The 25,714-nt window shown below is 69.1% G+C and carries 22 protein-coding genes and 1 pseudogene; 12 read left to right on the forward strand and 11 right to left on the reverse strand.

Translation table 11 applies throughout. From position 1 onward, the window contains the following. The 3 genes and pseudogenes from AQY21_RS00150 to AQY21_RS00160 all read left to right on the forward strand — a co-directional run. Positions 1–247 (forward strand): annotated as a pseudogene (locus AQY21_RS00150) (plasmid pRiA4b ORF-3 family protein); the annotation flags it as partial. Positions 248–378: 131 nt separating this feature from the next. Further along, entirely contained in the window at positions 379–1,161 is a 783-nt protein-coding gene (locus tag AQY21_RS00155; RefSeq protein ID WP_238986648.1) for a flagellin, read from the forward strand. Beyond that, positions 1,158–2,258: a flagellar basal body P-ring protein FlgI gene (locus AQY21_RS00160; RefSeq protein ID WP_058095895.1), complete on the forward strand. Its 1,101-nt coding sequence runs from the start codon at positions 1,158–1,160 to the stop codon at positions 2,256–2,258. The genes AQY21_RS00155 and AQY21_RS00160 overlap by 4 nt, the downstream gene beginning before the upstream one ends. A 100-nt stretch (positions 2,259–2,358) precedes the next feature. Here AQY21_RS00160 and AQY21_RS00165 read toward each other — a convergent pair whose 3' ends face one another. Beyond that, positions 2,359–3,009, reverse strand: a complete 651-nt coding sequence (locus AQY21_RS00165) for a carbonic anhydrase (protein WP_058095896.1) — start codon at positions 3,007–3,009, stop codon at positions 2,359–2,361. 143 nt (positions 3,010–3,152) lie between these two features. Between AQY21_RS00165 and AQY21_RS00170 the strand changes: the two genes are divergently transcribed. The 5 genes from AQY21_RS00170 to AQY21_RS00190 all read left to right on the forward strand — a co-directional run bounded on the left by AQY21_RS00170 (position 3,153) and on the right by AQY21_RS00190 (position 8,181). Beyond that, entirely contained in the window at positions 3,153–3,530 is a 378-nt protein-coding gene (locus tag AQY21_RS00170; protein ID WP_058095897.1) for a hypothetical protein, read from the forward strand. 73 nt (positions 3,531–3,603) lie between these two features. Next, positions 3,604–5,007, forward strand: coding sequence for a M17 family metallopeptidase (locus AQY21_RS00175; protein ID WP_058095924.1), 1,404 nt, complete (start codon positions 3,604–3,606; stop codon positions 5,005–5,007). Continuing rightward, positions 5,004–5,855 (forward strand): C40 family peptidase, encoded by an 852-nt coding sequence (locus AQY21_RS00180; RefSeq protein ID WP_058095898.1) that lies wholly within the window; start codon positions 5,004–5,006, stop codon positions 5,853–5,855. The genes AQY21_RS00175 and AQY21_RS00180 overlap by 4 nt, the downstream gene beginning before the upstream one ends. 21 nt (positions 5,856–5,876) lie before the next feature. Then, entirely contained in the window at positions 5,877–6,932 is a 1,056-nt protein-coding gene (locus AQY21_RS00185) for a saccharopine dehydrogenase (RefSeq protein WP_058095899.1), read from the forward strand. A gap of 64 nt (positions 6,933–6,996) precedes the next feature. After that, the gene (locus AQY21_RS00190; protein ID WP_058095900.1) at positions 6,997–8,181 is read left to right on the forward strand and encodes a PQQ-dependent sugar dehydrogenase; all 1,185 of its coding nucleotides are present in this window, start codon (positions 6,997–6,999) and stop codon (positions 8,179–8,181) included. A gap of 182 nt (positions 8,182–8,363) precedes the next feature. On the opposite strand, the gene AQY21_RS00195 is transcribed toward AQY21_RS00190, so the two are convergent. The 10 genes from AQY21_RS00195 to AQY21_RS00240 all read right to left on the reverse strand — a co-directional run bounded on the left by AQY21_RS00195 (position 8,364) and on the right by AQY21_RS00240 (position 19,978). Next, complete coding sequence (locus tag AQY21_RS00195; RefSeq protein ID WP_058095901.1) at positions 8,364–8,735, reverse strand: DUF3775 domain-containing protein; 372 nt, start codon at positions 8,733–8,735, stop codon at positions 8,364–8,366. Between the two features lie 49 nt (positions 8,736–8,784). After that, on the reverse strand, positions 8,785–9,432 hold the full coding sequence (locus AQY21_RS00200) for a sulfotransferase family 2 domain-containing protein (protein WP_058095902.1): 648 nt from the start codon (positions 9,430–9,432) through the stop codon (positions 8,785–8,787). Further along, positions 9,429–11,243, reverse strand: a complete 1,815-nt coding sequence (gene mutL / locus AQY21_RS00205; RefSeq protein ID WP_058095903.1) for a DNA mismatch repair endonuclease MutL — start codon at positions 11,241–11,243, stop codon at positions 9,429–9,431. Before mutL ends, AQY21_RS00200 begins: the two co-directional genes overlap by 4 nt. Positions 11,244–11,286: 43 nt before the next feature. Continuing rightward, entirely contained in the window at positions 11,287–12,600 is a 1,314-nt protein-coding gene (locus AQY21_RS00210; RefSeq protein ID WP_058095904.1) for a pitrilysin family protein, read from the reverse strand. After that, a complete protein-coding gene (locus AQY21_RS00215) occupies positions 12,597–14,003 on the reverse strand; it encodes a pitrilysin family protein (RefSeq protein ID WP_058095905.1) in 1,407 nt (468 codons plus the stop codon). Before AQY21_RS00215 ends, AQY21_RS00210 begins: the two co-directional genes overlap by 4 nt. A gap of 100 nt (positions 14,004–14,103) precedes the next feature. Further along, a complete protein-coding gene (locus AQY21_RS00220) occupies positions 14,104–14,676 on the reverse strand; it encodes a DUF3035 domain-containing protein (RefSeq protein ID WP_058095906.1) in 573 nt (190 codons plus the stop codon). 31 nt (positions 14,677–14,707) lie between these two features. Continuing rightward, the gene (lspA, locus tag AQY21_RS00225) at positions 14,708–15,292 is read right to left on the reverse strand and encodes a signal peptidase II (protein WP_369807737.1); all 585 of its coding nucleotides are present in this window, start codon (positions 15,290–15,292) and stop codon (positions 14,708–14,710) included. A 101-nt stretch (positions 15,293–15,393) separates the two neighbouring features. Further along, a complete protein-coding gene (purH, locus tag AQY21_RS00230; protein WP_058095908.1) occupies positions 15,394–16,983 on the reverse strand; it encodes a bifunctional phosphoribosylaminoimidazolecarboxamide formyltransferase/IMP cyclohydrolase in 1,590 nt (529 codons plus the stop codon). A gap of 40 nt (positions 16,984–17,023) precedes the next feature. Continuing rightward, positions 17,024–18,673, reverse strand: a complete 1,650-nt coding sequence (locus tag AQY21_RS00235) for a heparinase II/III family protein (RefSeq protein WP_058095909.1) — start codon at positions 18,671–18,673, stop codon at positions 17,024–17,026. Positions 18,674–18,703: 30 nt separating this feature from the next. Continuing rightward, positions 18,704–19,978 carry an RsmB/NOP family class I SAM-dependent RNA methyltransferase gene (locus AQY21_RS00240; RefSeq protein WP_058095910.1) on the reverse strand — a complete coding sequence of 425 codons (1,275 nt, stop codon included), beginning with the start codon at positions 19,976–19,978 and terminating at the stop codon, positions 18,704–18,706. A gap of 54 nt (positions 19,979–20,032) precedes the next feature. Between AQY21_RS00240 and AQY21_RS00245 the strand changes: the two genes are divergently transcribed. The 4 genes from AQY21_RS00245 to selD all read left to right on the forward strand — a co-directional run bounded on the left by AQY21_RS00245 (position 20,033) and on the right by selD (position 25,680). Then, on the forward strand, positions 20,033–20,206 hold the full coding sequence (locus AQY21_RS00245) for a DUF1674 domain-containing protein (protein ID WP_058095911.1): 174 nt from the start codon (positions 20,033–20,035) through the stop codon (positions 20,204–20,206). A gap of 159 nt (positions 20,207–20,365) precedes the next feature. Then, on the forward strand, positions 20,366–21,535 hold the full coding sequence (locus AQY21_RS00250; protein ID WP_058095912.1) for an efflux RND transporter periplasmic adaptor subunit: 1,170 nt from the start codon (positions 20,366–20,368) through the stop codon (positions 21,533–21,535). Between the two features lie 3 nt (positions 21,536–21,538). Then, positions 21,539–24,640 carry an efflux RND transporter permease subunit gene (locus AQY21_RS00255; RefSeq protein ID WP_058095913.1) on the forward strand — a complete coding sequence of 1,034 codons (3,102 nt, stop codon included), beginning with the start codon at positions 21,539–21,541 and terminating at the stop codon, positions 24,638–24,640. Beyond that, a complete protein-coding gene (gene selD / locus AQY21_RS00260) occupies positions 24,637–25,680 on the forward strand; it encodes a selenide, water dikinase SelD (protein ID WP_058095914.1) in 1,044 nt (347 codons plus the stop codon). Before AQY21_RS00255 ends, selD begins: the two co-directional genes overlap by 4 nt. The last annotated feature ends 34 nt before the right edge of the window (positions 25,681–25,714 follow it).

Raw genomic sequence — 25,714 nt, forward strand, 5'->3', positions numbered from 1 at the left:
AAGGCTTCTGAAGGCCAGCGGGGCCTGCCCGCCCGAGGATGTCGGCGGTGCTCCGGGCTACGAGGAATTCCTCGAAGCCCTCGCAGATCCGGACCACGAGCAGCACGACGACATGGTCGGCTGGTCAGGTGCATCCTTCGATCCCGAAGATGCCAGGATCGACAGGATCGTCGAACGCTTTGACCAACTCGCGAAGAAATGGTCCCCGCGGCCCGGCAAGCCCAAAGCACCCAAGCCCACTCCCTGAGCACGGACACCCGTCCGCGGCCTACGCCGGATGGTTACGATGTTTCGGGAATTTCACATATTGAATCCCGACTGAAGCTGCTGACCACGTTCCAGCAGAATGCAGCGGAAGCACAGAACCGACTGGCGGGGATGCAGGCCGCACTCGAGCAGATCCATGCCGTCGTGGATGATTTAGGACCCCGGCTACTGAGTGAATCCAATATTGCGGACGAACACGACCTGAGAGCACGCGCCGATAATGTCACGCGCGACTTCCGGTCGATGTTCGGCATCTTGAACACCAATATTGCCGGGCAATATGCGTTTGCAGGCAGCCGAACCGACAGCGCGCCGCTGGGCAATTTCGATATGATGCTCACGGAACTGACCGCCACGGTCGCAGGTGCCGCCACGACTGCGGATATCGTGAGCCGCATAGACGCATGGTTCGACGCCCCCGGGGGGGCGGGTGGTTTTTCCGATACGATCTATCAAGGCAGTGACAATGGCAGCACACGGCTCTCTGTCTCTCCCGATCGCCAGATCGACAGCAAACTGACCGCCAACTCGCTGGAACTGCGCGATACGTTGAAGGGGATGGCGATCATCGCTTATGCGTCCGAGGCAGGCACGGCAATCGACGCAGCAACCTTACGAGAACTTTTCGCCGAGGCCGGGACACGGCTGAGCAAGGGAAGCACCGGATTGATCCGTGCCCGAGCGGATCTGGGCCAACAGCAGGCGGTCGTCACGCAGGCGCAAGCCAGAAACTCGGCTGAGACGACGGCACTTTCGGTCGCACGCACGAACATGACGGGCGCCGATCCTTTTGAAACCGCCACCGCCTTGGAAGAAACCGAAGCAAAAATTCAAAGCCTCTATGCTCTTACAGCACGGCTCTCCCGTCTCAACCTGACGGATTACCTGTCATGAGGTTTCTCTGCCTTCTCCTGATCCTGTTCGGCCTTGCTGGTCCCGGCCTGACCGCACCGGTCCGCATCAAGGATCTTGCCAATATCGACGGCGTCCGGGGCAATGACTTGGTCGGTTATGGCCTTGTCGTCGGCCTCAACGGTTCAGGCGACAGCTTGCGAAATTCGCCCTTTACCGAAGATATTATGGCCGGCCTGCTTGAACGGCTTGGCGTGAACGTCACCGACGAAGCGTTCCGCCCCAAGAACGTCGCGGCGGTGATCGTCACTGCGACCCTGCCACCTTTTGCACGCGCCGGTTCGCAGATTGGTGTCAACGTGGCTGCGATAGGCGACGCGAAAAGCCTGCTCGGCGGCACGCTGGTCATGACGCCGCTGAACGCGGCGGACGGGGAAATATACGCCGTTGCGCAAGGTTCCGTCCTCGCGGGCGGAGCCGAGGCATCTGGTGCAGCCGCCTCGGTCGTCCAGGGCGTTCCCACGACCGGCACCATCCCGTCCGGCGCCAGGGTGGAACGGGAAGTCGCCTTCGATTTCTCGCAGATGACGAACCTGCGACTGGCGCTGAGAAACCCCGATTTCACCACGGCCGCACGCGTGGAAGCCGCGATCAACCGCAATCTCGGCCGGGGACTGGCCGAACTTGTCGATTCGGGGACCATCGTGATCGATTCGACGGTTCTGGGCAGGGTGAACCCAGCGCGGCTGATGGGTCAGATCGAGAATATCACCGTCGAACCCGAGACGGCAGCACGGGTCGTCATCGACCACAAATCCGGCACGATCGTCATGGGCGAGGACGTGCGCATCTCACGCGTGGCCGTGTCGCAGGGCAACCTGACCCTGCGGGTCCGTGAAACACCCGTCGTGTCGCAGCCGAACCCTTTCGCTGCGGGAGAAACCGTCGTCGTGCCCAGGACTCAGGCAGAGATCACGCAGGAACCCGGGATCGGTTTTGCCGAACTATCCGGCGAATCGTCGCTGTCGGATGTGGTCGCGGGGCTCAATGCGCTAGGCATCAGACCTCGTGACATGATCGACATCCTCAAGGCGGTCCATGCCGCCGGGGCGCTGCATGCCGAATTCATCGTGAACTGAACCCGGTCCATGCAGACGATTCCCCGCATGGGCCGACAAGGCATTCACTCGCCAAAGCCCAGCACCACCAGGCCTCACCGGAATCGCGGCAAGGGACCGCTCAGATGATCGGCGCGAAGCCGCCGGCCTGATTGTCGTATTGCTCAAGCGTTCCCTCGGCGATGTCGTGCAGGACCCCGTGCAGCGAAAGATTTCCCGACTCGACCGCGGTCTTCACGAAGGGAAAGGTCATCAGGTTCTCGAGCGAGACCAGAACCGCCTGCCGTTCGAGTTCGCGAATCTGCCGTTCCGGCGGCAGCGAGGCCACGCGCTCATATCCCGGCCGCAGGATGTCCATCCAGCGGCCGACAAAGCTCGACCTTTCCTCGAGCTCGGGCGCGTGGCCCGAACACATGGCATGGCATCCCTGCACGCCGCCGCAATTCGTGTGCCCGACGACAACGACATGGGCGACCTTGAGCGTGTTCACCGCATATTCCACCGCAGCCGAGGTGCCGTGCTGCTCGCCGTCCGGCGCGTAAGGGGGAACCAGATTCGCGATGTTGCGATGGATGAAAAACTCGCCGGTATCCGCTCCGAATATCGAGGTCACATGCACGCGCGAATCGCAGCATGCGATGACCATGGCACGAGGATGCTGGCCGTCATCGGCCAGCCGACGATACCAGACCCGATTTTCGACGAAGGCTGTGGCGCGCCAGCCATGATAGCGCTGGACCAGATACTGCGGCAGTGGACGTGCTTCTCTCATTGCTTCCTCATCTACCGATCACCCGACTGATAACGGCTGAACCGATAAAGTTCGAGAGGTTTAGCAAAGGTCCCATAACCTTTTCTTGATGGATTGATGCCAGTTTGCGCATCAGCGTGACAGGACCCGACATGGGAGCAGGGATGACCAAGATTGCAGTTCTGGCCATGGACGAAAGGGTCCGGATCGACGTGCAAAGGCTTGAGCAGATCATTCGCGAACTGGGCGAGCCTGCGGCCGGGGCGGTGATCGGCGCGGCCTTGGAACAGTTGGCACTGGCGCTGCGCCGCACGGTGGCGGCCTCGCAGCAGGGCGATCCGGGCGCCATTGTCGCCAATGCCGACCAGCTGTCACGATTGGCCTGGCAGGTCGGGCTGGTCACTCTGGCAGGGGTCGCCATCGACGTCGGCGCCTGCGCCGAACGCCGGGACCAGGCCGCTTTGGCCGCCACGACCGGCCGGCTTGAACGAATCGGCAACCGTTCGCTGACCGAGTTGTGGGATCCACCGGAAAAGCCCTAGGCGGATCGCGCCTTTGCAGTCCTCCGTCCGGGCGCTAGGGTGCCGCAAAGGACAAAAGATCACGAGCATGCCGATGATTGCCGAATTCGCCGATCCCAATGACGCCTCGCTGCCGCTCTGGCTGGTCCGCCAAGGCGAATCCCAGCCCGACCTGCCGCCCGAGATCGGCCCGCTCGCGGCGAATTGGGCCAAGGCGCAGGGTTTCGCGGCCAAACCGGGGCAAGTCTGCCTGCTGCCCTCAGCCGAGGGCGGGCTCGACGGCGCGCTGTTCGGCATCGGTCCCGAACCGACGGCTGCGGATCGCCCGGCGCGCGAACGCTTTGCCTTAGCGCGGGCGGCCGAGGCCCTGCCCGCCGGCAATTGGCACCTGGCCAATCGGCCGCAAGGATTCGACCTTGCCCAGGGCGCCCTGGGCTGGCTGTTCGCGCAATACCGTTTCGACCGCTACAAGCGGAGCGAGGCGGCGCGCGCCCGGCTCACCTGCCCCGCCGGGCTGGACCGCGACCGGCTGATCGCCATGGCGGCGGGCGAATATCTGGCGCGCGACCTGATCAACACCCCGGCCTCGGACATGGGGCCGGCAGAGCTGGAGCGGGTCGCCCGCGATCTGGCCCAGCGGCATGGCGCCGCGATCGAGGTGATCTGCGGCGACGACCTGATCGCCCGGAACTTCCCCATGATCCATGCCGTCGGCCGGGCGGGCGCGCAGCCGCCCCGGCTGATCGACATCCGCTTTCCCGGCGAGGGGCCGCGGCTGACGCTGGTCGGCAAGGGGGTTTGTTTCGACACTGGCGGGCTGGACATCAAGCCGCCGTCCTCGATGGCGTTGATGAAAAAGGACATGGGCGGCGCGGCCAATGTGCTGGGCCTGGCCGAGACCCTGGCCCGCCTGAACCTGCATCGCGACATGCAACTGCGGATCCTGATCCCGGCGGTCGAAAACGCGATTTCTGCCAATGCTTTCCGCCCCGGCGACATCCTGACCAGCCGCAAGGGCCTGACCGTCGAGGTCAACAATACCGATGCCGAGGGCCGGCTGGTGCTGGCCGATGCGCTGGCCCTGGCGGATGAGGAGGCGCCGGATCTGCTGGTTTCGATGGCGACGCTGACCGGCGCTGCCCGCGTCGCGCTTGGTCCGGAACTGCCGCCGTTCTTCTGCGACGACGATGCGCTGGCCGCCGCGATCCAGGGCGCCGGCCGGGCCCATGCGGACCCGGTCTGGCGCCTGCCCTTCTGGGAACCCTATGAGGCGATGATCGAGCCCGCCATCGCCGATCTGGACAACGCGCCCTCGGGCGGCTTCGCCGGAGCGATCACCGCGGCGCTGTTCCTGCGCCGCTTTACCGGTCAGGCCCGGGCCTATGCGCATTTCGACATCTACGGCTGGCAACCCAGCGCCGCGCCGGGGCGGCCCAAGGGTGGGGCGGGTCAGGGCATGCGCGCCATCCTGCACGCCCTGCCGGAGATCCTGCGATGACCGCGCCCAGCGACCGCCGGCTGACCCCGGCGACCGAGCGCGTCGCGCTGGACTCGCTGCGCGGGACGCTGCGGCGTCCGACCTATACGCCCGGCGAGCCGATGCGGCTGGCCGCACCGCTGGCCGATCTGTGCCGCGCCCCGGGCGGCGCCCGGGATCGCCAGCTGAATTTCGGCGCCGATCTGGTGCTTCTGGAGCAGGTGGACGGCTGGGCCTTCGTGCAGGCGGCGGCGGATGGCTATTGCGGCTGGGTCCGGGCCGAGGGGCTGAGCCGGCAGATGCCCGCGATCACCCATCGCGTCAGCGCCCCCGCCACCCATGTCTATGCCGAGCCGGACATGAAGACCCCCGAAACGCTGTGCCTGTCTTTGGGCGCACGGCTGTCGGTCACCGCCATGCAGGGCGGTTTCGCCCGGCTGGCAGAGGGTGGCTGGGTGCCGGCGCAGCACATCTCGGACCGGCCCGACCGCGACCCCGCCGCGGTGGCCGAGCGTTTGCTGGGCACGCCCTATCTCTGGGGCGGCAACAGCCGCTGTGGCATCGACTGCTCGGGGCTGGTGCAGGCCGCGCTTGCGGCCTGCGCCGTGCCCTGCCCCGGCGACAGCGACATGCAGGAGACCGCCTTCCCCGAGGCCGGCGAGCGGATCCGCCGCAACGACCTGCTGTTCTGGCCCGGCCATGTCGCCCTGGCGCTGGACGGCGAGCGGATGATCCATGCCACCGCCTTCGCCATGGCGGTGATCGTCGAGCCCATCGCCCAGGCCACCACCCGCATCGACGCCGCCGGGCAGGGACCGTTCCGCGGCGCAAGGCGGCCCTCGCTTGCCGCGCAGGCCCGGTTTCCCTAACCCCAAGCAAAGGAGGCGCGCATGGTTCATCTCTGGGTCCGCGCGGAAAGCCGCGCCAACGAACGGCGGGTCGGCATCACCCCCGCCGGCGCGCGCGAGCTGATCGCCCAGGGCTTCCGCGTCACGGTCGAGGAAAGCCCGCATCGCATCCTGCCCATCGCCGATTACGCCGCAGCCGGGGCCGAGATCGCGCCGCAGGGCTCCTGGCCGGACGCCCCGGCCGAGGCCATCATCTTCGGCCTGAAGGAATTGCCCGAAGACGGCACGCCCCTGACGCATCGCCACATCATGTTCGGCCATGCCTACAAGGGCCAGCCGGCCGGGCTGGCGCTGCTGCGCCGGTTTCGCGACGGCGGCGGCGCGCTCTATGACCTGGAATACCTGACCGACGAGAACGGCCGCAGGCTGGCGGCATTCGGCTATTGGGCCGGCTTCGCCGGGGCGGCGGTCTCGCTGAAGGCCTGGGCGGCGCAGCGGCGCGGCGGCATTTGCGGGCCGGTCCGGGGCTGGCCGTCGCAAGAGGCGATGCGGGACGAGTTGCGGGCCGAGCTGGACGCGACCGGCGCGCCGCGCCCGCAGGCCATCGTGATCGGCGCGCTGGGACGGGTCGGCAGCGGCGCCTCGGACCTGCTGACCGCGATGGGGGTACGGGTCACGAAATGGGACATGGCCGAAACCGCCAGCGGCGGCCCGTTCCCCGAGATCCTGGCGCATGAACTGTTCGTCAACTGCATCCTGGCCGGGCCGCAGACTCCGGCCTTCGTGCCGCCCGAGGCGGTCGATCCCGGCCGGCTGCTGACGGTGATCGGGGATGTCGCCTGCGATCCCTCCAGCGATTTCAACCCGGTCAAGGTCTATGACCGCGCGACCGACTGGGCCCAGCCGGTGATCCGCGTCGCCGACCATCCGCCGCTGGACGTGATGGCGATCGACAACCTGCCCTCGCTGCTGCCGCGCGAAAGCGCGCTGGATTATGCCGGGCAGTTGCTGCCGGTGCTGAAGGATCTGGACCGTATCGACGCGGAAGCATGGGGCCGGGCGCGGTCGATTTTCCGGGACCACCTCTCCGCGCTGTGACCGCGCGGGAACGCAAGCGCCGGCAGGCGCGTTGGGCCGCAAACCCAGCCAGACGGATGCGACCATGATGCCGCGACGCGCCCTTGCCGCCACCCTTGCCCTGTGCGTCACCGCCCTGCCGGCGCTGGCCGAGCTGAACGACCGGCCGCCCAATGCCCGGGGACAGGAACCGGCCTTTCCCGGCCAGACCCGTGCGGCCGAGATCAGCCAGCAGATCCCCATCTCGCGGACGCCGCTGATCCGGGGGCTCAGCGAGCCCTGGGGCATGGCGCTTTTGCCCGATGGCGGCTTGCTGATCACCGAACGCACCGGCACGCTGCGGCTTTATCGCGACGGCCAGCTGTCCCAGCCCATCCAGGGCCTGCCGCGGGTCGATGCCCGCGGCCAGGGCGGGCTCCTGGACGTGGCGGTGGCGCCGGATTTCGCCAGCACCCGGCAGGTCTGGTTCAGCTTTTCCGAGCCGCGCGGCAACGGGCGCAACGCCACCGCGGTCGGCACCGGGCGGCTGTCGGCCGATGGCACCGCGCTGGAGGAGATGCGGGTGATCTTCCGCCAAGAGCCGGCTTGGGCCTCGACCATGCATTTCGGCTCGCGGCTGGTCTTCGACCATCAAGGCCAGCTTTTCGTCACCACCGGCGAACGCTCGCGGCCGGAGCCGCGGCAACTGGCGCAGGATCTGGGCACGCATCTGGGCAAGGTGCTGCGCATCGACCCCGCCACCGGCGGCCCCGCGCCCGGAAACCCGTTCAGCGACGGACAGGCCCGGCCCGAAATCTGGTCCTATGGCCATCGCAACATCCAGGCGGCGGCCTTGGACGCGCAGGGCCGGCTCTGGACGGTCGAGCACGGCCCGCAGGGCGGGGACGAGCTGAACCTCCCGCAGCCCGGGCGCAATTATGGCTGGCCGGTCATCACCTATGGCCAGGATTACAGCGGCGCCCCCATCGGCCAGGGCATCACCCAGCGCGAGGGGATGGAGCAGCCGGTCTATTACTGGGACCCGGTGATCGCGCCCAGCGGCATGCTGTTCTATCGGGGCGCCATGTTCCCGGAACTGGAGGGCGATGCGCTGATCGGCGGCTTGCAGGCCGGGGCGGTGGTGCGGCTGCGCATCGAGAGCGACCGCGTCACCGGCGAGCAGCGCCTGGCCGAAGGCATCGGCCGGGTCCGCGACATCGAGCTGGCGCCCGACGGTGCACTGCTGATCCTGACCGATGCCGGCGAGTTGATCCGGCTGGCGCGCGGCTGACGGCGGGATATTCGCCCCTGAAGCGTGGGGACAGGCCCGGTCGCCGATTGCCGGTCACGGCGTTGGACCGAAAGCCCGGGATCGAGCCGAAAACGGCAGCGATGATCGGTCGAGAGACAGGGGCCGACGCTTGCCTCCGCCGGCCCTCGGCTCACGATACAGGGCCGCGCCGATCCGGGCGGCTAGACCGGGCGCTGCAACTCGTCCTCGACCTCCTCGGGCGAGATGCCCAGGGCCTCCATCCCGGCCTCCAGGTAATCGGCCAGTTGCGGCTCACCCATCAGGTAATCCTGGGTCGGGGCGCTGCGCTCGGCCTTGGCGGTCTCGATCGCCTCGTCCAGATCCTCGGGGCCGAAGGTGTCGCGGCCGATCCACATCACCGCAACAAGGCTGGCCTGCTCGTCCTCGTTCAGGCTGGCGATGAATTCGGCCAGTTCGGTCTGGGTGCCATGGCCCTTGCGATGCCCGCTATGCGCCCAGGGATTGACGCCGCTGTCGTATTCGCGCGCGCGGATGATGACATGGGCGATCTTTTCGGGACTGATTTCCAGCATGGCAGTACCTCCGGCATCTTTCCATTTGTCGCCCCGACGGGCGCCCGGGTCAATCGGGATCGAAGCGATAGCCGAAACGGGCGATGTCCTCGGCCGCGGCGCGCGCGACGATGCCGGCGGTTTCGGCGTCATAGGCCGCGCGCCAGTCGCCATGCTCCGAACGGTTCTCATGCGGCAGCGGGCGCAGGGAAAAGCCCAACCGGGCCTCGAGCGGCGGCAGATCGGCGCCCAGATGCTCCAGCCGCAGGCAGAGCGCCGGGCGCTCGCCCTGCGGGCCGGTCAGGTAATGCCGCGCCGGAACCGCCAGCTGCGCCTGCGTCATCGGGTCGCGCAGGAAATCGGCAAAGCCGACCGCCTTGGCCAGCCGCACCGAGGGATGCGCAAAGCCCTGCCCGCGCAGCCAGGAATAATAGCTCAGCGCCCGCGCCCAGGGGTTCCGCACCAGGGTAAAGACCAGATAGTCGTCCAGGGCCGCCACATCGACCAGGCCCTGGATGTCGGCCAGCGTCGAATGCTTCCACAGCCGGCCGTGCGCGGCCACGCCCTTGACGCGGCGACGGCGGTTGCGGCCCTTGGGCGTATCGGACAGGACGATGTCGTCGCGGCCCACCCGCGCCTCCAGCGCCAGGGTCAGCGAGGTGCCGCCGGTCTTGGGAATATGCACGAAGACATAGCGGTGCCGGTGCGAGATGATCATCGCCCGAACAGGCGCTCGATATCCGCCAGCTTCAATTCGATCCAGGTCGGGCGGCCGTGGTTGCATTGGCCGGATTTCGGCACCCGCTCCATCTCGCGCAAGAGTGCGTTCATCTCGTCCGCCGACATGCGCCGGCCCGAGCGCACCGAGCCGTGGCAGGCCATCGAGGACAGCACCGCATCGACCCGCGCCCGCAGCCGGTCCGATGCGCCCTGATCGGCCAGGTCGTCCAGGATGTCGCGGATCAGGGCCGCGGCGTTCAGGCGCTGGATCAGCGCCGGCACCTCGCGCACCGCCACGGCGCCGCCGCCGAAGGGCTCGATCACCAGCCCCAGCGCCGCCAGTTCCCCGGCAATGGCCAGGATGCGATGGGCGTCCGCCTCGGACAGCTCGACGATCTCGGGGATCAGCAGCGCCTGGCTGGCGATGCCCTTGGCATCAAGCTGCGCCTTCAGCCGCTCATAGACCAGCCGCTCATGCGCGGCGTGCTGGTCGACGATGACGATGCCGTCGGCGGTCTGGGCGATGATCCAGTTCTCGTGCAGTTGCGCGCGGGCGGCGCCCAGCGGCGCCTCGGTGGGCTCGGACAGGGCTTCGGGCTGGGGCTCGACCCTTGCGGTCGGCGCCTCGGCAAAGCCCGGCGCCTGAAAAGCCAGGCTGGCGGCGATGGCGGGGGCCGAGGGGCGGGCGGGGCCGTAGCTGGCCTGATAGGCGCGAGGCAGGGCAGGCTCGGGCCGCGCCACCCCCAGCGCCGCCGTCGCCACGGTCGAGGAGACGCGATGCCCCGCCCCCGCCAGCGCATGGCGCAGTGCCGAGACCACCAGCCCGCGGGCGATGTCGGGCTCGCGGAACCGGACCTCGGCCTTGGCGGGATGCACGTTCACATCGACCTCATGCGGATCGCAGGTCAGGAACAGCACCGCCGCCGGATGCCGGCCCGAGGCCAGCACGTCCATATAGCCCGCCCGCAGCGCCCCGGTCAGCAGCTTGTCGCGCACCGGGCGGCCGTTGACGTAAAGATGCTGCGCCACCGCCGCACCGCGGGAATAGGTCGGCAGCGCGGCAAAGCCGGTCAGGGTGATGCCGTCGCGCGTCGCGTCTAAGGCCAAGGCGTTGTCGATGAAATCCCGGCCCATGACGCGCGAGAGCCGGGTCTGCAAGGCGCCGAACAGCTCGCCCTGCTCGGCATCGGCGCGGAACAGCACCCGGCCCTCGTCCTCGTCGGTAAGGGTGAAGCCGACATAGGGCTCGGCCATGGCCAGGCGGCGGATCACCTCGGCCACGGCCTGGGTCTCGGCCCGGTCCGAGCGCAGGAATTTCAGCCGCGCCGGGGTGGCGAAGAACAGGTCGCGCAGCTCGACCACCGTGCCGCGATTGCCGGCGGCGGGCCTCACCGGGCCGATGCGCCCGCCCGCGACCGCGATCTGCGCGGCCTCGAACCCTGCGGCGCGGCTTGTGATCACAAGCCTTCCGACCGCGCCCAGGCTGGGCAGCGCCTCGCCGCGAAAGCCGAAGCTGCGGATGTCCAGCAGGTCGCTGCCGTCGATCTTGCTGGTCGCGTGCCGGGCCAGCGCCAGCGGCAGGTCCTCGGCGGTCATGCCGCAGCCGTCGTCGCCGACGCGGATCAGCGCCTTGCCGCCCTTGGCGATGGCGACCTCCACCCGCGTCGCCCCGGCGTCCAGCGCGTTCTCGACCAGTTCCTTGACCGCCGAGGCCGGGCGCTCGACCACTTCGCCGGCGGCGATGCGGTTGGCGGCCGCCTCGTCCAATTGCCGGATAACGGGACGCATCTTGGGGTCATGAGTGTTCATGCCCCCAGATCTAGCATTTCCCGGCGCGCCGGGAAAGGATTCGTCAATTGGTCGCGTCGATGCCTTCCGGCCGGCCGACCAGCACGAAGCGGATCTGGTCGGCATGCAGCAGGCGCTGCGCGACGCGCTGCACGTCCGCGGCCGTCACCGCCTCGATCTTGGCGTTGCGGGTGTTGACGTAATCCGCCGGCAGGCCGATCAGCTGCATCCCGGCCAGGATGCCGGCAATCTTGCCATTGCCGTCAAAGCGCAACGCATATTCGCCGGTCAGATAGGTCTTGGCGTCGGCCAGTTCCTTTTCGGTGACGCCGCCCTCGGCGAAACGGTCCCATTGCTGGCGGATCAGGCCGACCGCCTCGGCCACCTTGTCATTGGCGCTGGCCATGCCCCCCTGCCAGGTCTCGCCATAGACGCCGTTCGACAGGCCGGTGCCGACGCCATAGGTCAGCCCGCGCTTTTCGCGGATCTCGTCCATCAGCCGCGAGGAAAAGCCGCCGCCGCCCAGGATATGGTCGGCAACGAAGGCGGCGAAATAATCCGGGTCGGACATGGGCAGGCCGGGCTGGGCAAAGCTGACCACCGTCTGCGGACTGTCCCAGTCGATCACCGTCACCCCGCCGGTCAGTTGCAGTTCGGCCTTTTCCGGCAGCGGGACCGAGCTCCGCTCGGGCAGCCCGCCCAGGATCTTGTCGATCAACTTGCCCAGATCCTCGGCATTGATGTCGCCCGCCGCCGCCACCACCACGCGGTCGCGGGCCAGCACGCGGTCCTTGGCCGCGACCAGATCCTCGCGGGTCAGCGCCGCGACGGAATCCGACGTGCCGTTGATCGAGGTGGCATAGGGATGCTCGCCCCAGGCCTGCCGCGCCAGCTCCTTGCTGGCGATGGCGTTCGGATCGGTCGCCTCGGAACGGATCACCGCCTGCAACTGCGCCCGCACCCGTTCGACGGCATCGGGGTCGAAGCGCGGCTCGACCAGCGCCTGGCGCAGCAGCTCGGCCGCCTCATCGCGGTTCTCGGTCAGCATGCGGGCATTGACGGTCAGCGCGTCGTCGCCGACATCGAAGCGGTTCTGCGCCCCCAGCCCCTCGACCGCCTCGGCATATTGCACCGAATCCATCTGGCCCGAGCCTTCCTCGAGCAGCGCGGTCATCAGGCTCATCTGCCCGCGCTTGCCCGGCGCGTCGAGGCTGGCGCCACCCTTGAACATCAGCGACAGCGCGGTGAAGGGGATCGAGTGGTCCTCGACCAGCCAGGCCTTGATGTCGCCGGGCGAGGTGATCTCTTGGATCTCGATGGCGCGGGCCGGCAGGCTCGCCAGCGCGACGAAGACAAGGGTGGCAAGGGCACGGATCATTCGGTTTCTCCCGGATTGGCGGCATCGGCAGAGACGGGTTGCGGCGCCGCGGGTGCCGGTTCGGCCGGCGCATCCGGCGGCGGCAGCAGCCAGCCGGTGACGGGGGCCGGGTTTTCCAGCACCAGCTGCGCGGCGGCGCGGATATCCTCGGGTGTCACGGCGGCCAGGATGTCGGGCCAGTCGTTCACGTCCTCGACGGTCAGGCCGGTGGCCAGGCCCTGGCCATAGTCATAGGCCCGGCCATGCGCCGAATCCTGGGCATAGACGCGGGCGGCGCGGATCCGGGTTTTGACCCTCTCCAGTTGCGCAGGATCGGGGCCATCGGCCAGGAATTTCGCCAGCGCCGCGTCCAGCGCCGCCTCGGCCTCGGCATTCGACACGCCCGGCGCCGGCACCATCGAGATGCCGAAGGTGGTCGGATCGACCGAGAGCCCGTCATAGGAGGCGTTGACGTAAAGCGCCTTGCCGGTCAGCACCAGGTCGCGGGCCAGGACCGAGGTTTGGCTGGAACCCGCCAGCAGGTTGGCCAGCACGGTCAGCGCCGCGGCCTGCTGCTGTTCGCCCCGGTTGCGTTCGGGCGCGATCACGCTGCGGATCATCACCGGCTGGGCGACGCGGGCATCGACCCGCTCGATCCGCCGGGGCGAGCGCTGGATCGGCTCCTGCGGGCGCGGCTTGCGGGTCGCATCGGGCTTGGGCGGGACGGGGCCGTAATATTCTTCCGCCAGTTCCCGCACCTGCTCGGCCGTCACGTCGCCGGCGATCACCAGAACGGCGGCGTTCGGGGCATAATGCGCGTCATACCAGGCGATGGCGTCCTCGCGGGTCAGCCCCTCCATCTCCTGCCGCCAGCCGATCACCGGGCGGCCGTAGGGATGGTTGTAGAACTGCACCGCGCTGCGTTCTTCCGAGAATTGCGCGCCGGGATCGCTGTCGGTGCGCTGTGAACGTTCCTCCAGCACCACCTGCCGCTCGGCCTGCCAGTCGTCCTCGCCGATCTTCAGGTTGGCCATGCGGTCGGCCTCCATCTCCATGATCAGCGGCAGCCGGTCGCTGGCGATACGCTGGAAATAGGTGGTGAAGTCATAGCTGGTGAAGGCGTTGTCCCGGCCGCCATTGGCGGTCACGGTCTTGCTGAGCTCGCCCGGCCCCAGCTTGTCGGTGCCCTTGAACATCAGGTGTTCCAGGTAATGCGCGATGCCCGACTTGCCCGGCTGCTCGTCGGCCGAGCCGATGCGATACCACAGCATCTGCACCACGACCGGGGCGCGATGATCCTCGATCACCACGGCCTCAAGGCCGTTCTCCAGGGTGAAATGGCTGATTCCCTTGGGCATTTCGGCCAGCGCGGGGGATGCGGCCAGCAGCAGCGCAACGGGCGCAAGACGGGTCAGGATGGTCATGGCAGGCTCCGGTTCCGGGTCGCGCCATGACCCTGCCCTCGCGCGCGGGCGCACGCAAGCCTGCCGCCCCTCATCTCGGCGTGATCGGCGCGCGAGGCGCCTAGTCCTCGCGCAGGATCGGCACCCGGTCGCGGACGCTGGGCGGGGCGACTTCGCCCCCCTGGCTCATGCCGCGGGGCGGCGCGGCGGGCAGCTGCACCCCGGTCGGGCGCCAGCGTTCCAGTTCGGTCCAGCTGTCCAGCGTCATCGGACCATAGGCGCGGTAATAGACATTGGTCCGCGCCAGCACCTCGAGCGCGCGGCGGGAATGGCGGCTGCGCCAGGCCAGATCCTCTTGCGCGGTGGTCTGGCGGATCGCCGGATCGCGGCCCAGGCGCGAGGCATAGGCAATCAGCGCGCCATCGGCAGCGCCGACGCCCTGCGCGGAAAGCTGGCCCGGATTGCCGCCCAGCGCCGCCACGGCATCGGCATGCGGCGTCGGATCGGTGATGTTGCCGCCCCCCGGCGTCGGCACCGGCAGCACGTTCAGGTCGGCGGGCATCTGCAAGGGCTTGGTCGGCAGGATCGAGAATTCGTCCGGGCTGGAGCGGCCGGAACTGGTGTTCATCAGATGCGGATCGCTGCTGCAAGCGGCCAGCAGCAGCGTGGTCATGGTCAGCGCGATCGCCCGCATCTTCCGTCCCTCTTGTTCGTCCGGCCCGTTCTTAGCGCGTATTGCCGGCCTCGTCACGGGTCTTGTCGTCCAGCCCCAGCTCACCCTGCGCCTCGGGCTGCGGCCGGGGCTCGGGCGCGCGGGATTTCGCCGGGCGGGGCTTGGCGGGGGTCTTGCGCCTTTTCGTGCCCGGCTTCTTTTCCGGCGGCAGCAACACCAGCCCCATCGCGCCCAGAAAGATCGCGATGTCGGCGACGTTGAAGCTGTAGGGGTTGCGCCAGCCCGGCAGCGACATGTTCAGGAAATCCGCCACCGCGCCATAGGTCAGCCGGTCCACGACATTGCCCAGCGCCCCGCCGATCAGCAGCCCGGCCGAGACCTGCGCAAAGCGCGAGGGCTTGGCCCGCCCGACCCAGATCCCGACCCAGAGGCAGACGGCCAGGGCGATGGCGATCAGCACCCAGCGCATCACCTCGACATCGCTGGCGAACAGGCCGAAATTCATGCCCTGGTTCCAGGCCATGCGCAGGTTCAGCCAGGGGTCGATGACGTCGATCTCGCGCACCTGGTCCAGCCGCAGCACATGCACGACCAGATATTTCAGCGCCTGGTCCAGCAGAAAGACCAGTCCCGCCACCAGCGCGACGTTCCGTCCGACGCGCGGCGGCGGCGGCTTTCTCGAGCGCCGCCTGGGGGCCGCCGGGCTTTTCCGCGGCTTGGGGGTCGCGGTCTCGGCCATCAGTGACGGAAATGCCGCTGGCCGGTAAAGACCATGGCGAGGCCCAGCCGGTCGGCGGCCTCGATCACCTCGGCGTCGCGCATCGAGCCGCCGGGCTGGATTACCGCCCGCGCCCCCGCCGCCGCCAGCGCCTCGACCCCGTCAGCAAAGGGGAAGAAGGCGTCCGAGGCGACCGAGGAGCCAATGGTCAGCGCCTGCGCCAAGCCCAGCGCCTCGGCCATGTCCTCGGACTTGCGCTTGCCGATGCGGGTCGAATCGACGCGGCTCATCTGGCCGGCACCGATGCCGACGGTCGCCATGTCGCGGGCATAGACGATGGCGTTCGACTTCACATGCTTGGCCACGGTCCAGGCGAAAAGCAGGTCGGCCAGTTCCTGGTCGGTCGGCTGGCGCTTGGTCACCACCTTCAGGTCGGCGCGCAGGATGCGGCCGTTGTCGCGGCCCTGCACCAGAAAGCCGCCCGCGACCTGGCGGAAGGCCAGCCCCGGCGCCGCAGGATCGGGCAGCCCGCCGGTGGTCAAGAGCCGCAGGTTCTTCTTGGCGGCGAAGATCTCGCGCGCCTCATCGGTGGCGTCGGGGGCGATGACCACTTCGGTGAAGATCTCGGTGATCGCCTGCGCCGTCTCGCCGTCGAGCGTGGTGTTCACCGCAATGATGCCGCCAAAGGCCGAGGTGCGGTCGCAGTCGAAGGCGCGGCGATAGGCGTCCACCGCCGTCTCGCCCCGCGCCACGCCGCAGGGATTGGCGTGCTTGATGATCGCCACCGCCGGGCCGTCGACCGGGTCGAACTCGGCCACCAGTTCGAAAGCCGCATCGGTGTCGTTGATGTTGTTGTAGCTGAGTTCCTTGCCCTGCCATTGCTGCGCGGTGGCGACGCCCGGCCGGTCCGAGCCGTCCGTGTAGAAGGCGGCGGACTGGTGCGGGTTCTCGCCATAGCGCAGGGTTTGCGCCAGCTGGCCCGAAAAGCTGCGTCGGCGCGGGTTTTCCTCGCCGATGGCCCCGGCCATCCAGGTCGAGACCGCGGCGTCATAGGCCGCCGTCCTGGCATAGGCGATCTGCGCCTGCCGCTGGCGGAAGGCCAGGCTGGTGCGGTCGTCGTTGGCGTCAAGCTCGGCCAGCACGGCGGCGTAATCCTCGACATCGACCACCACCGTCACGAAGGCGTGGTTCTTGGCGGCGGCGCGGATCATCGCCGGGCCGCCGATGTCGATGTTCTCGATGCAGTCGTCATAGGCGGCGCCCTTGGCCACCGTCGCCTCGAACGGATAGAGATTCACGACCAGCAGGTCGATCATGCCGATCTTGTGCGATTTCGCAGCCGCCATGTGCTCGTCATTGTCGCGCAGCGCCAGCAGGCCGCCATGCACCACCGGATGCAGCGTCTTGACCCGGCCATCCATCATTTCGGGAAAGCCGGTCACGTCGGCCACGTCCACCACGCTCAGCCCCGCCTCGCGCAGCGCCTTGGCGGTGCCGCCGGTGGACAGGATCTCGACGCCCCGCGCCGAAAGCGCCCGCGCGAAGTCGATCAGCCCGGTCTTGTCGGAAACGGAAATCAGCGCGCGCTTCAGCGGAATGCGGTCGGTCATCGGTCGGAGGCCCCGTGCGGTGGATGGCGGATTTGGCCCGTCACCTACCCCCGGAACGCGCCAAGGTCCAGCCGATCTGGATGGCGCGGCCCAGCAGATGGGCGGAAATCACCATCTGGCGCGAGGGGCGCGGCTCGACCATGGCCCGGTCGAGCAGGCAGGACGCCTCCAGCCGCAATTGCCCCACGCCGTCGTGCGCGAACAGCCATGCCTCGCCATTGGGCAGGGTCAGATGCACCTCTTGCCCCTGCTGGCGGGCCTGGATCTCGGGGTGCAGGTGGAAGCGGATGTCGAAGGCCAGCCCTTCGTCAGGGCGGATCTGGTCCAGCCGCGCCTGGGCGCTGGCATCCAGCGCGGCCAGCGAATCCTCGCCCCGCAGCCCCATGCCGTCGGGATCGAGCCAAAGCTCGCGCAGGTGGGTCAACCCGTGGCTGGCCAGCCAGCCGTCATGGCCGGCCAGCAGATGTGCGGGTTCCGGCGAATGCGCCGGGCCGCAATCCGGGGCGGTCAGGTTGCCCAGCGCATCGCAATCGCCGGCCCAGACCAGATCGGGACGTTCGGTCAGGATGTCGGGCTCGCCCTCCTGCCGGTTCGGGTTCAGCCGCGACGAGGACAGGCCGGCAAGGCACAGCGCCGAATGGCAGGGCGTGGCGCGGCTGGCCCTGGCCCAAAGCGGGCCGAAGCCGTCGCCGGGGCCGCAATTCACGATCAGGGGCTGGCGCGCCACGGTCAGCTCGAAGGCCAGCGTCGAGGCATGGGCGCGGACCGCCGCCGGACCGCCGGGCGGTGGCGCCGCATCCAGGATCAGCGTGGTGCGCGCCCGCACCATGCGGGCAAAGCCCATGGCCAGCCCGCTGACCGGCAGGGCCGGGCCCTCGGCGGCGCGCAGGCAGCGGTCGAGCCGCCCGGCCGCGCCGCGCCCGCCGCCGTGGAAACAGGGCAGCGCCCCGTCGGCATGGCGCAGCGCCCGCAGGATCGGCGCGATCTCGGCGATGATGGCGCGCAGTTCGGGCGGGCCGTCCAGCCCCACCTCCTCGGCCACCTCCTGCGCCCAGACCAGCAGCGCCATCGCCTCCAGCAGCGCCTCGGGCGAGCGCGCCTCGGACAGGGTGGCGACGCCCATCGCATCGGCCTCCTCGGCCAGGGCGATCAGCGCCGGCGCGGCCATGGTCTGGCGGTCGCGCAGCGACATGGCGCCGATGGCCAGCCCCGCCAGCGCCTCGAGCCGGCACAGCCCGTCGGCGCTGTCATACCAGCTGTCACGCAGATGGTTCAGCTGCTGGTCGAGGCCGCGGAAATAGGGCTCGGCCCCGTCGCGGTCCAGGCCCGGCAGGATCATCCCGGCATGGAAGATCCAGCGCAGCACCCGCCGCCCGGTGACCTCGGGCGCCCATTCCGGCGACTCGGACTGCGGCTGGCGGTGCCGGCGCAGCCAGCGCAGGACGTGGTCCTGGGCGATGGCCCGGGCGCGGGGCGTGCCGACGGCGGCCAGGTCGTCGAGCCAGCCGAAGCCATGCAGCTCGGCCGCGACGGTCGGCGGCAGGTCGGCGGGAAAGAAATCGCCCGACAGCGTGATGCCGCCCAGATGCAGCGTGCCGCCGACGATCTGCTCGCCGCGACCGGTATGGCCGATGGCCTTGGGTTCGGGGCGGCGCAGAAACCCCCGAGGCGCGACGGAGCTATCGGTCATGGGCAACGCATTCACTAGGACGGCGCAACCTTAGGTCCGCCCGGCGGATTTTCGCAAGCGCGCGATGAAGAAGCCGTCCATACCGCCGCGTTCCGGCCACAGGTCGGGCCGCAGCCGCAGCCCGCCTTGGGGCGTGATCCAGCCCGGCTCGATGCCGGGGGCCCGGGGCGGCTCGACCATCAGGCCTGAATGGCGGGCAAGCGCGGCGGCAAGTTGATCCTCGCCCTCGGCGGGCAGGAGCGAGCAGGTGGCATAGACCAGCCGGCCGCCGGGTTTCAGCAACGACAGCGCATGGTCGATCAGGCGGGCCTGCAATCCGGTCAGTTCGGCAAGGCCGGCGCCGTCGCGGATGCGCGGCAGTTCGGGATGGCGGCGGATGGTGCCGGTGGCCGAACAGGGCGCATCCAACAGCACGGCGTTCAGCGGCTGGTCAGCCCGCCAGTCCAGCGCATCGGCGGCGACCAGCCGGGCCTGGAGGCCGCAGCGCGCCAGGTTCTCGGCCACGCGGGCAAGGCGCGGCTCGGAAATGTCGATCGCCGTCACCGCGGCCCCGGCGGCGGCGAGTTGCAGGGTCTTGCCGCCCGGCGCGGCGCAGAGATCGGCGATCGCCTCGGCCGGCTGCGGATCGAGCACCCGCACCGCCAGCGCCGCGGCCGCGTCCTGCACCCACCAATCGCCCGCCGCATAGCCCGGCAGGGCCGAGACCCGGGTGCCGGCGGGCAGCCGGTGCGAACCGGTGGGCAGCGCCTCGCCCGGGCAATCCGCGCCCTTGGGCGTCAGGTCGAGCGGGGCACCGGCCTCATGCGCGGCCTCGATGGCGCGGGCGACGTCCTCGCCCCAGGCGGCGGCGACCGGGGTGCGCAGCCAGGGCGGCATCTTCTGCGGCGAAAGCCTGGCCCAGCCTTCGGCCGCGCCGGCGACCTTGCGCAGCACCGCGTTGACCATGCCGGCGGCAGCCTGTCCCTTGCGCCCCGAGGCGCGGGCCAGCGCCACGGCGGCATTGACCGCGCCATGCGGCGCCTCGCCCAGCGCCAGCATCTCGACGGTGGCGAGCCGCAGGATGCGCATGATCTCGGGCCGCGGGCGGCGGGCCAGCAGCGGCGCCAGCAGCAGGTCGCAGCGGGCCTCGCGCCGCAGCACCTCGAGCGCCAGGCGGCGGGCACGGGCGCGTTCGGCCGGGGCAAGGCGGTCGGTCAGCGCGGCGGCCTCGTCCAGCGTCGCGCCCTCGTCCACCGCGGCCAGCAGGCGCAACGCGCCCGATCTTGCCCCGTCCCCTGCCTGTCCCTGCGCGCGCGTCTTGTTCAAAGCCTGCCTCTTGCCTAGATTGGCCCCGTCTAGCGTGAAGCAGGGGAAACCGCCATGACCGACCGCAAGGATCTGCCGCCCGCCGCCCAGCGCGCGCTGGCCGAGGCCGAGGAGCGCCGCCGCAAGGCGAAACCGCTGGACCTGCCGGTCGAACTGGGCGGGCGCGACGGGCCCGAGCCGGTGCGCTATGGCGATTACGAAAAGAAGGGCCTCTGCGTCGATTTCTGATGCCGCCGCGCCTGCGCATGCGGTCGCATGAGTATTTGGGAAACGGTGAAGGCCGGTGCCGCTGGCGAATCCGTGATCGGCGGTGAGCCGGCCGTTTACTTGCCATTGGGGTTTGCCGCCTAAACAATGCGCCAACCACCAAACCGCAAGGAACGGCAGATGGCCTCTGGGCAGGGGATTGTGAGATGGGCGGCGCTGGCGATCCTGCTGGCGACGCAGGCTTTCGCGCAGCAGGGTCCGGGCCGGGCCGGGTCGCAGGGTCCGACCGAGGTCGGCGTGGTGGCCACCGCCGAGGAGGACGTGCCCTATACCGTCACCCTGCCCGGCCGCGCCATCGCCTATCAGCAGACCGGCATCCGACCGCAGGTCGGCGGCGAAATTCTTGAAATCCCCTATGATCCGGGCAAGCCGGTCAAGGCCGGCGACGTGCTGTTCCGGCTGGACCCCGAGACCCTGGCCGCAGCCCTGGCCGCAGCCGAGGCCGCCGTGGCCGGGGCCGAAGCCAGCCTGACCCAGGCGCAGAACACCGTCACCCGCTATCGCCGGCTGGAGGGCTCGGGCGTCTCGGCCGTGGAGCGGGCCAATGCCGAGGTGGCGCTGAAACAGGCCGAGGCCGACCTGAAATCTGCCGAGGCGGCGCGGGACGCGGCGCGGCTGGCCTTGCAGCGCACCGAGATCAAGAGCCCGCTGGACGGGATGGCGGATGTGGCGGCGGTTTCGGTCGGGGACCTGGTGACGGCAAGCCAGTCCGAGTCGCTGACCACCATCACCCAGCTCGACCCGATCTATGTCGACGTGTCGGAATCCAGCGCCCGCATGCTGCGCAACCGGGCGCGCATCACCGCCGGCCAGCTGGTGGTCAACGGCGGGGTAAAGACGCAGCTGATCCTGGAGACCGGCGAGGAATACCAGGGCGAGGGGCGGATCGTCAGCCCCGGCATCGCGGTTTCGCCCACCACCGGCACGGTGCCGATCCGGCTGCAATTCGACAATCCCGACCGGATGATCCTGCCCGGCCAGTTCCTGCGGGTGAAGCTGACGCTGGGCACCACCCGCGCCGTGCTGGTGCCGCAGCGCGCGACCAGCCGCGCCTCGGACGGCACGCTGACCGCCTTCGTCGCCCGCGACGGCAAGGCCCAGCAGGTCACGCTGAGCGAACAGGGCAGCTATCGCAACAGCTGGATCGTGACCCAGGGCATCAGCCCGGGCGAGCAACTGATCGTGGACGGGCTGGAAAACCTGCGCGCCGGCGCCGAGGTCACCACCGTCCCCGTCACCATCGACGCGCAAGGCGTCGTCCGCGAGATCGGCGAGCGCGGGGAAGGCTAGGGCATGGCGCAGTTCTTCATCCACCGCCCGGTCTTTGCCTGGGTGCTGGCCATCGTGACCATGCTGATCGGCAGCTGGTCTCTGATCGGCCTACCGGTGTCGCAATATCCCGACATCGCGCCGACCACGATCCGCATCACCGCCAGCTATTCCGGGGCCACGGCGCGGGCGGTGCAGAATTCGGTCACCACGCCGATCGAAGATGCGCTGACCGGGCTGGACGGGCTGCTCTATACCATCTCGTCGGCCTCGACCGGGCGCAGCGTGATCGAGATGATCTTCGACGACAGCGTGGACCCGGTCGATGCGCTGAACGAGGTGCAGTCCAAGGTCCGCTCGGTCGAAAGCCGTCTGCCGACGCCGGTGCAGAACGACGGCGTCTCGGTCACGCGCTCGTCCTCGTCGATCCTGATGGTCGGCTCGCTGGTCTCGACCACCGGGCAGCATTCCACCATCGAGCTGGGCAACCTGCTGGAACAGGTGGTCGAAGGCCCGGTCAAGCGCACCGAAGGCGTGGGCGGGGTCAATGTCTTCGGCTCGGGCTATGCCATGCGGATCTGGATGGACCCGCTGCGGCTGGCGCAGTTCCAGCTGACCCCCACCGACCTGACCACCGCCGTGGCGCAGCAGAACAGCACCGTCTCGGTCGGCGCGCTGGGCGAGCAGCCGGTGGTGGCGGGCCAGCAGTTCACCGCCAACATCACCGCGCAAAGCCAGCTGACCTCGGTCGAGGATTTCCGCAACATCCTGCTGAAGACCGGCGAGGACGGCGCCACCGTGCGGTTGGGCGACGTGGCCGAGGTCGAGATCGGCCAGACCCGCTATGGCCGCGATTCGCGCTTCAACGGCATGAACGCCTCGGGCTTCGCGGTGAACCTGGCCACCGGCGCCAATGCGGTCGAGACCGCCAATGCGGTGCGCGCCACGCTGGAAGGGCTGAAGAACGCCCTGCCGGAAGGGGTCGAGGTGCATATCGCCTATGACACCGCGCCTTTCGTCGAGCTGTCGATCGAGAAGGTCTATCACACGCTGATCGAGGCCATCGGGCTGGTGTTCCTGGTGATCCTGCTGTTCCTGCAAAACTGGCGGGCGACGCTGATCCCGATCATCGCCATTCCGGTCGTGCTGCTGGGCACCTTCGCCATGCTGGCGGCGCTGGGATATTCGGTGAACACGCTGACCATGTTCGCCATGGTGCTGGCCATCGGCCTCTTGGTGGACGACGCCATCGTCGTGGTCGAGAACGTCGAGCGGGTGATGGAGGAGGACGGGCTGGGCCCCGTCGAGGCCACGGAAAAGAGCATGGGCCAGATCAGCGGCGCGCTGATCGGCATCGCGCTGGTCTTGTCGGCGGTGTTCCTGCCCATGGGCTTCATGCCCGGCTCGACCGGGGTGATCTATCGCCAGTTCTCGGTCACCATCATCACCGCCATGGTGCTGTCGCTGCTGGTGGCGCTGATCCTGACGCCGGCGATGTGCGCGAGCCTCTTGCGGCAAAGCCACGGCCCGGCCCGCTTCGCCCCCGCCCGCTGGTTCAATGCCGGGTTCGACCGGGTGACGCGCGGCTATTCCGCCACCGTGCGCCGCAGCCTGCGCCGGCCGATGCTGGTCATGCTGCTGCTTGCAGCCATCAGCTATGGCGCGACCGATCTGTTCGGCCGCATGCACACCACCTTCATCCCCGGCGAGGACCAGGGCGTGCTGCAATCGCGCATCACTCTGACCGAGGGCTCGACCGCGCAGCAGACCGCCGCCGTGGTGCAGGAGATCGAGGATTACATGCTGACCGAGGAAAGGGCGGCGGTGGATTCGGTCTTCGTCGCCATGGGTTTCGGCTTTTCCGGCACCTCGCAAAGCCGGGCCATGGTCTTCGTCAAGCTGCGCGACTTCGACGAGCGCCAGGACCCCTCCCTATCGGCCAGCGCCATCGCCTCGCGCGCCAATGCCCGGTTCGAGAACCACCGGGCGGGGCGGATCACCTTCCTGCAACCGCCGGCGATTCCGCGGCTGGGCAATGCGGCCGGGTTCAGCATGTTCCTGCTGGACCAGTCCGGCGGCGGGACCGAGGCGCTGACCCAGGCCGCCAAGGCGCTGGAGCAGGCCGCCGCCGAGGATCCGCGCCTGCAAAGCGTCGAAAGCAGCGGCACCGAGACCGAGGCGGCACTGAAGATCGACATCGACCAGCAAAAGGCGGAAAGCCTGGGCGTCAGCCTGTCGGGCGTCAATGCCATGCTCTCGACCATCTTCGCCGGCACCGAGGTGAACGATTTCGCGCTTGGCGCGCAGCTGCGCCCGGTGATCGTGCAGGGGGCGGCGGCGAACCGCATGCAGCCCGAGGACGTGGACAGCTGGTATGCCCGCAACGCCAATGGCGAGATGGTGCCCTTTACCGCCTTCATGACCACCCGCTGGGAACCGGTCGAGCCGAGCCTGTCGCGCATGGACAGCATCGACGCCATCGAGATCACCGGCCAACAAAGCGACAGCGCCAGCTCGGGCGAGGCGATGACGGCCATGGAGGAGCTGGTGGCGCAGTTGTCCGGCGGCTACGGCACCGCCTGGACCGGGCTGTCCTATCAGGAGCGGCAGTCGGGCAACCAGGCGCCCTACCTGTTCGCGCTTTCGGCGCTGGTGGTGTTCCTGTCGCTGGCGGCGCTTTACGAAAGCTGGTCGATCCCCTTCTCGGTCATGCTGGCGGTGCCGGTCGGGGTGCTGGGCGCGGTGGTGGCGGCGCTGACCTTCGGCCAGGCCAATGACGTCTATTTCAAGGTCGGCATCCTGACCACCATCGGCCTGGCCGCCAAGAACGCCATCCTGATCGTCGAATTCGCCCGTGACCTGGAGCAGTCCTCCGGCCGCACTGCCATCGAGGCGGCGGTCGAGGCGGCGCGGCTGCGGCTGCGGCCGATCCTGATGACCTCGCTGGCCTTCATCCTGGGCGTGCTGCCGCTGGCCATCGCCACCGGCGCGGGGGCGGCGGCGCAGAACTCGATCGGCATCGGGGTGATGGGCGGCATGATCGCCGCGACCTTCCTCGGCATCTTCATGGTCCCGGCATTCTACGTTACCGTGCGCCGGCTGACTGACAGGAGGGCCCGGACATGAACGACCACCCCAGACTGACCTCGCTGGCGCATGGCGGCGGCTGCGGCTGCAAGCTGGCGCCCTCGGTGCTGCGCGAACTGCTGGCCGATCAGCCCATGGCGCAGGTCTTTCCGCAGCTTCTGGTCGGGACCGAGACCGCGGACGATGCCGCGGTCTGGCAGGTCGACGACAACACCTGCGTCATCGCCACCACCGATTTCTTCATGCCCATGGTGGACGATCCGCGCGCCTTCGGCCGCATCGCCGCGACCAATGCGATTTCCGACATCTATGCCATGGGCGGCCGGCCGATCATGGCGCTGGCCATCCTGGGCATGCCCATCGACAAGCTCGCCCCCGAGCAGATCCGCGAGATACTCGAGGGCGGGCGCGAGATCTGCCATGAGGCCGGCATCCCCGTCGCCGGCGGCCATTCCATCGACGCGCCCGAGCCGATCTATGGCCTGGCGGTGATCGGGCTCTGCCATCCCTCCGAATTGCGGCGCAATGCCGATGCGCGGCCGGGCGACGCGCTGATCCTGACCAAGGGGCTGGGGGTCGGCATCTATTCCGCCGCGATCAAGAAGGGGGCGCTGGACCAAGCCGGCGTGGCCGAGATGGTCGCATCGGCCACCACGCTGAACAGGATCGGCGCCGATCTGGCGAAGCGCAGCGATGTCCATGCCATCACCGACGTGACCGGCTTCGGCATCCTGGGCCACGGGCTGGAGATCGCCCGCGGCGCCGGGCTGCGCCTGCGGCTGCGGCTCGCGGACCTGCCGCTGCTGTCGCGGGCGTCGGAGCTGGCCGAGGCGGGTTTCGTCACCGGTGCCTCGACCCGGAACTGGGCCGCCTATGGCGCCGAGGTGGAACTGCCCGAGGGCCTGCCCCTGTGGCAGCGGGCGCTGCTGACCGATCCGCAGACCTCGGGCGGGCTGCTGGTCGCCTGCGCGCCCGAGGCGGCCGGTGAGGTGCTAGATTTCATCCGCGGCACGGGTTTCCCGCTGGCGGCCGTCGTCGGCCATGCCGAGCAGGGGCGCGCGGGCATCCTGGTCGAATAGCGCCGGGATTCTTGGGTATTTGGACAACGAAGAA

This window comes from Paracoccus sp. MKU1 (assembly GCF_001447385.1).
In the GTDB taxonomy this organism is placed as follows: Bacteria; Pseudomonadota; Alphaproteobacteria; order Rhodobacterales; family Rhodobacteraceae; genus Paracoccus.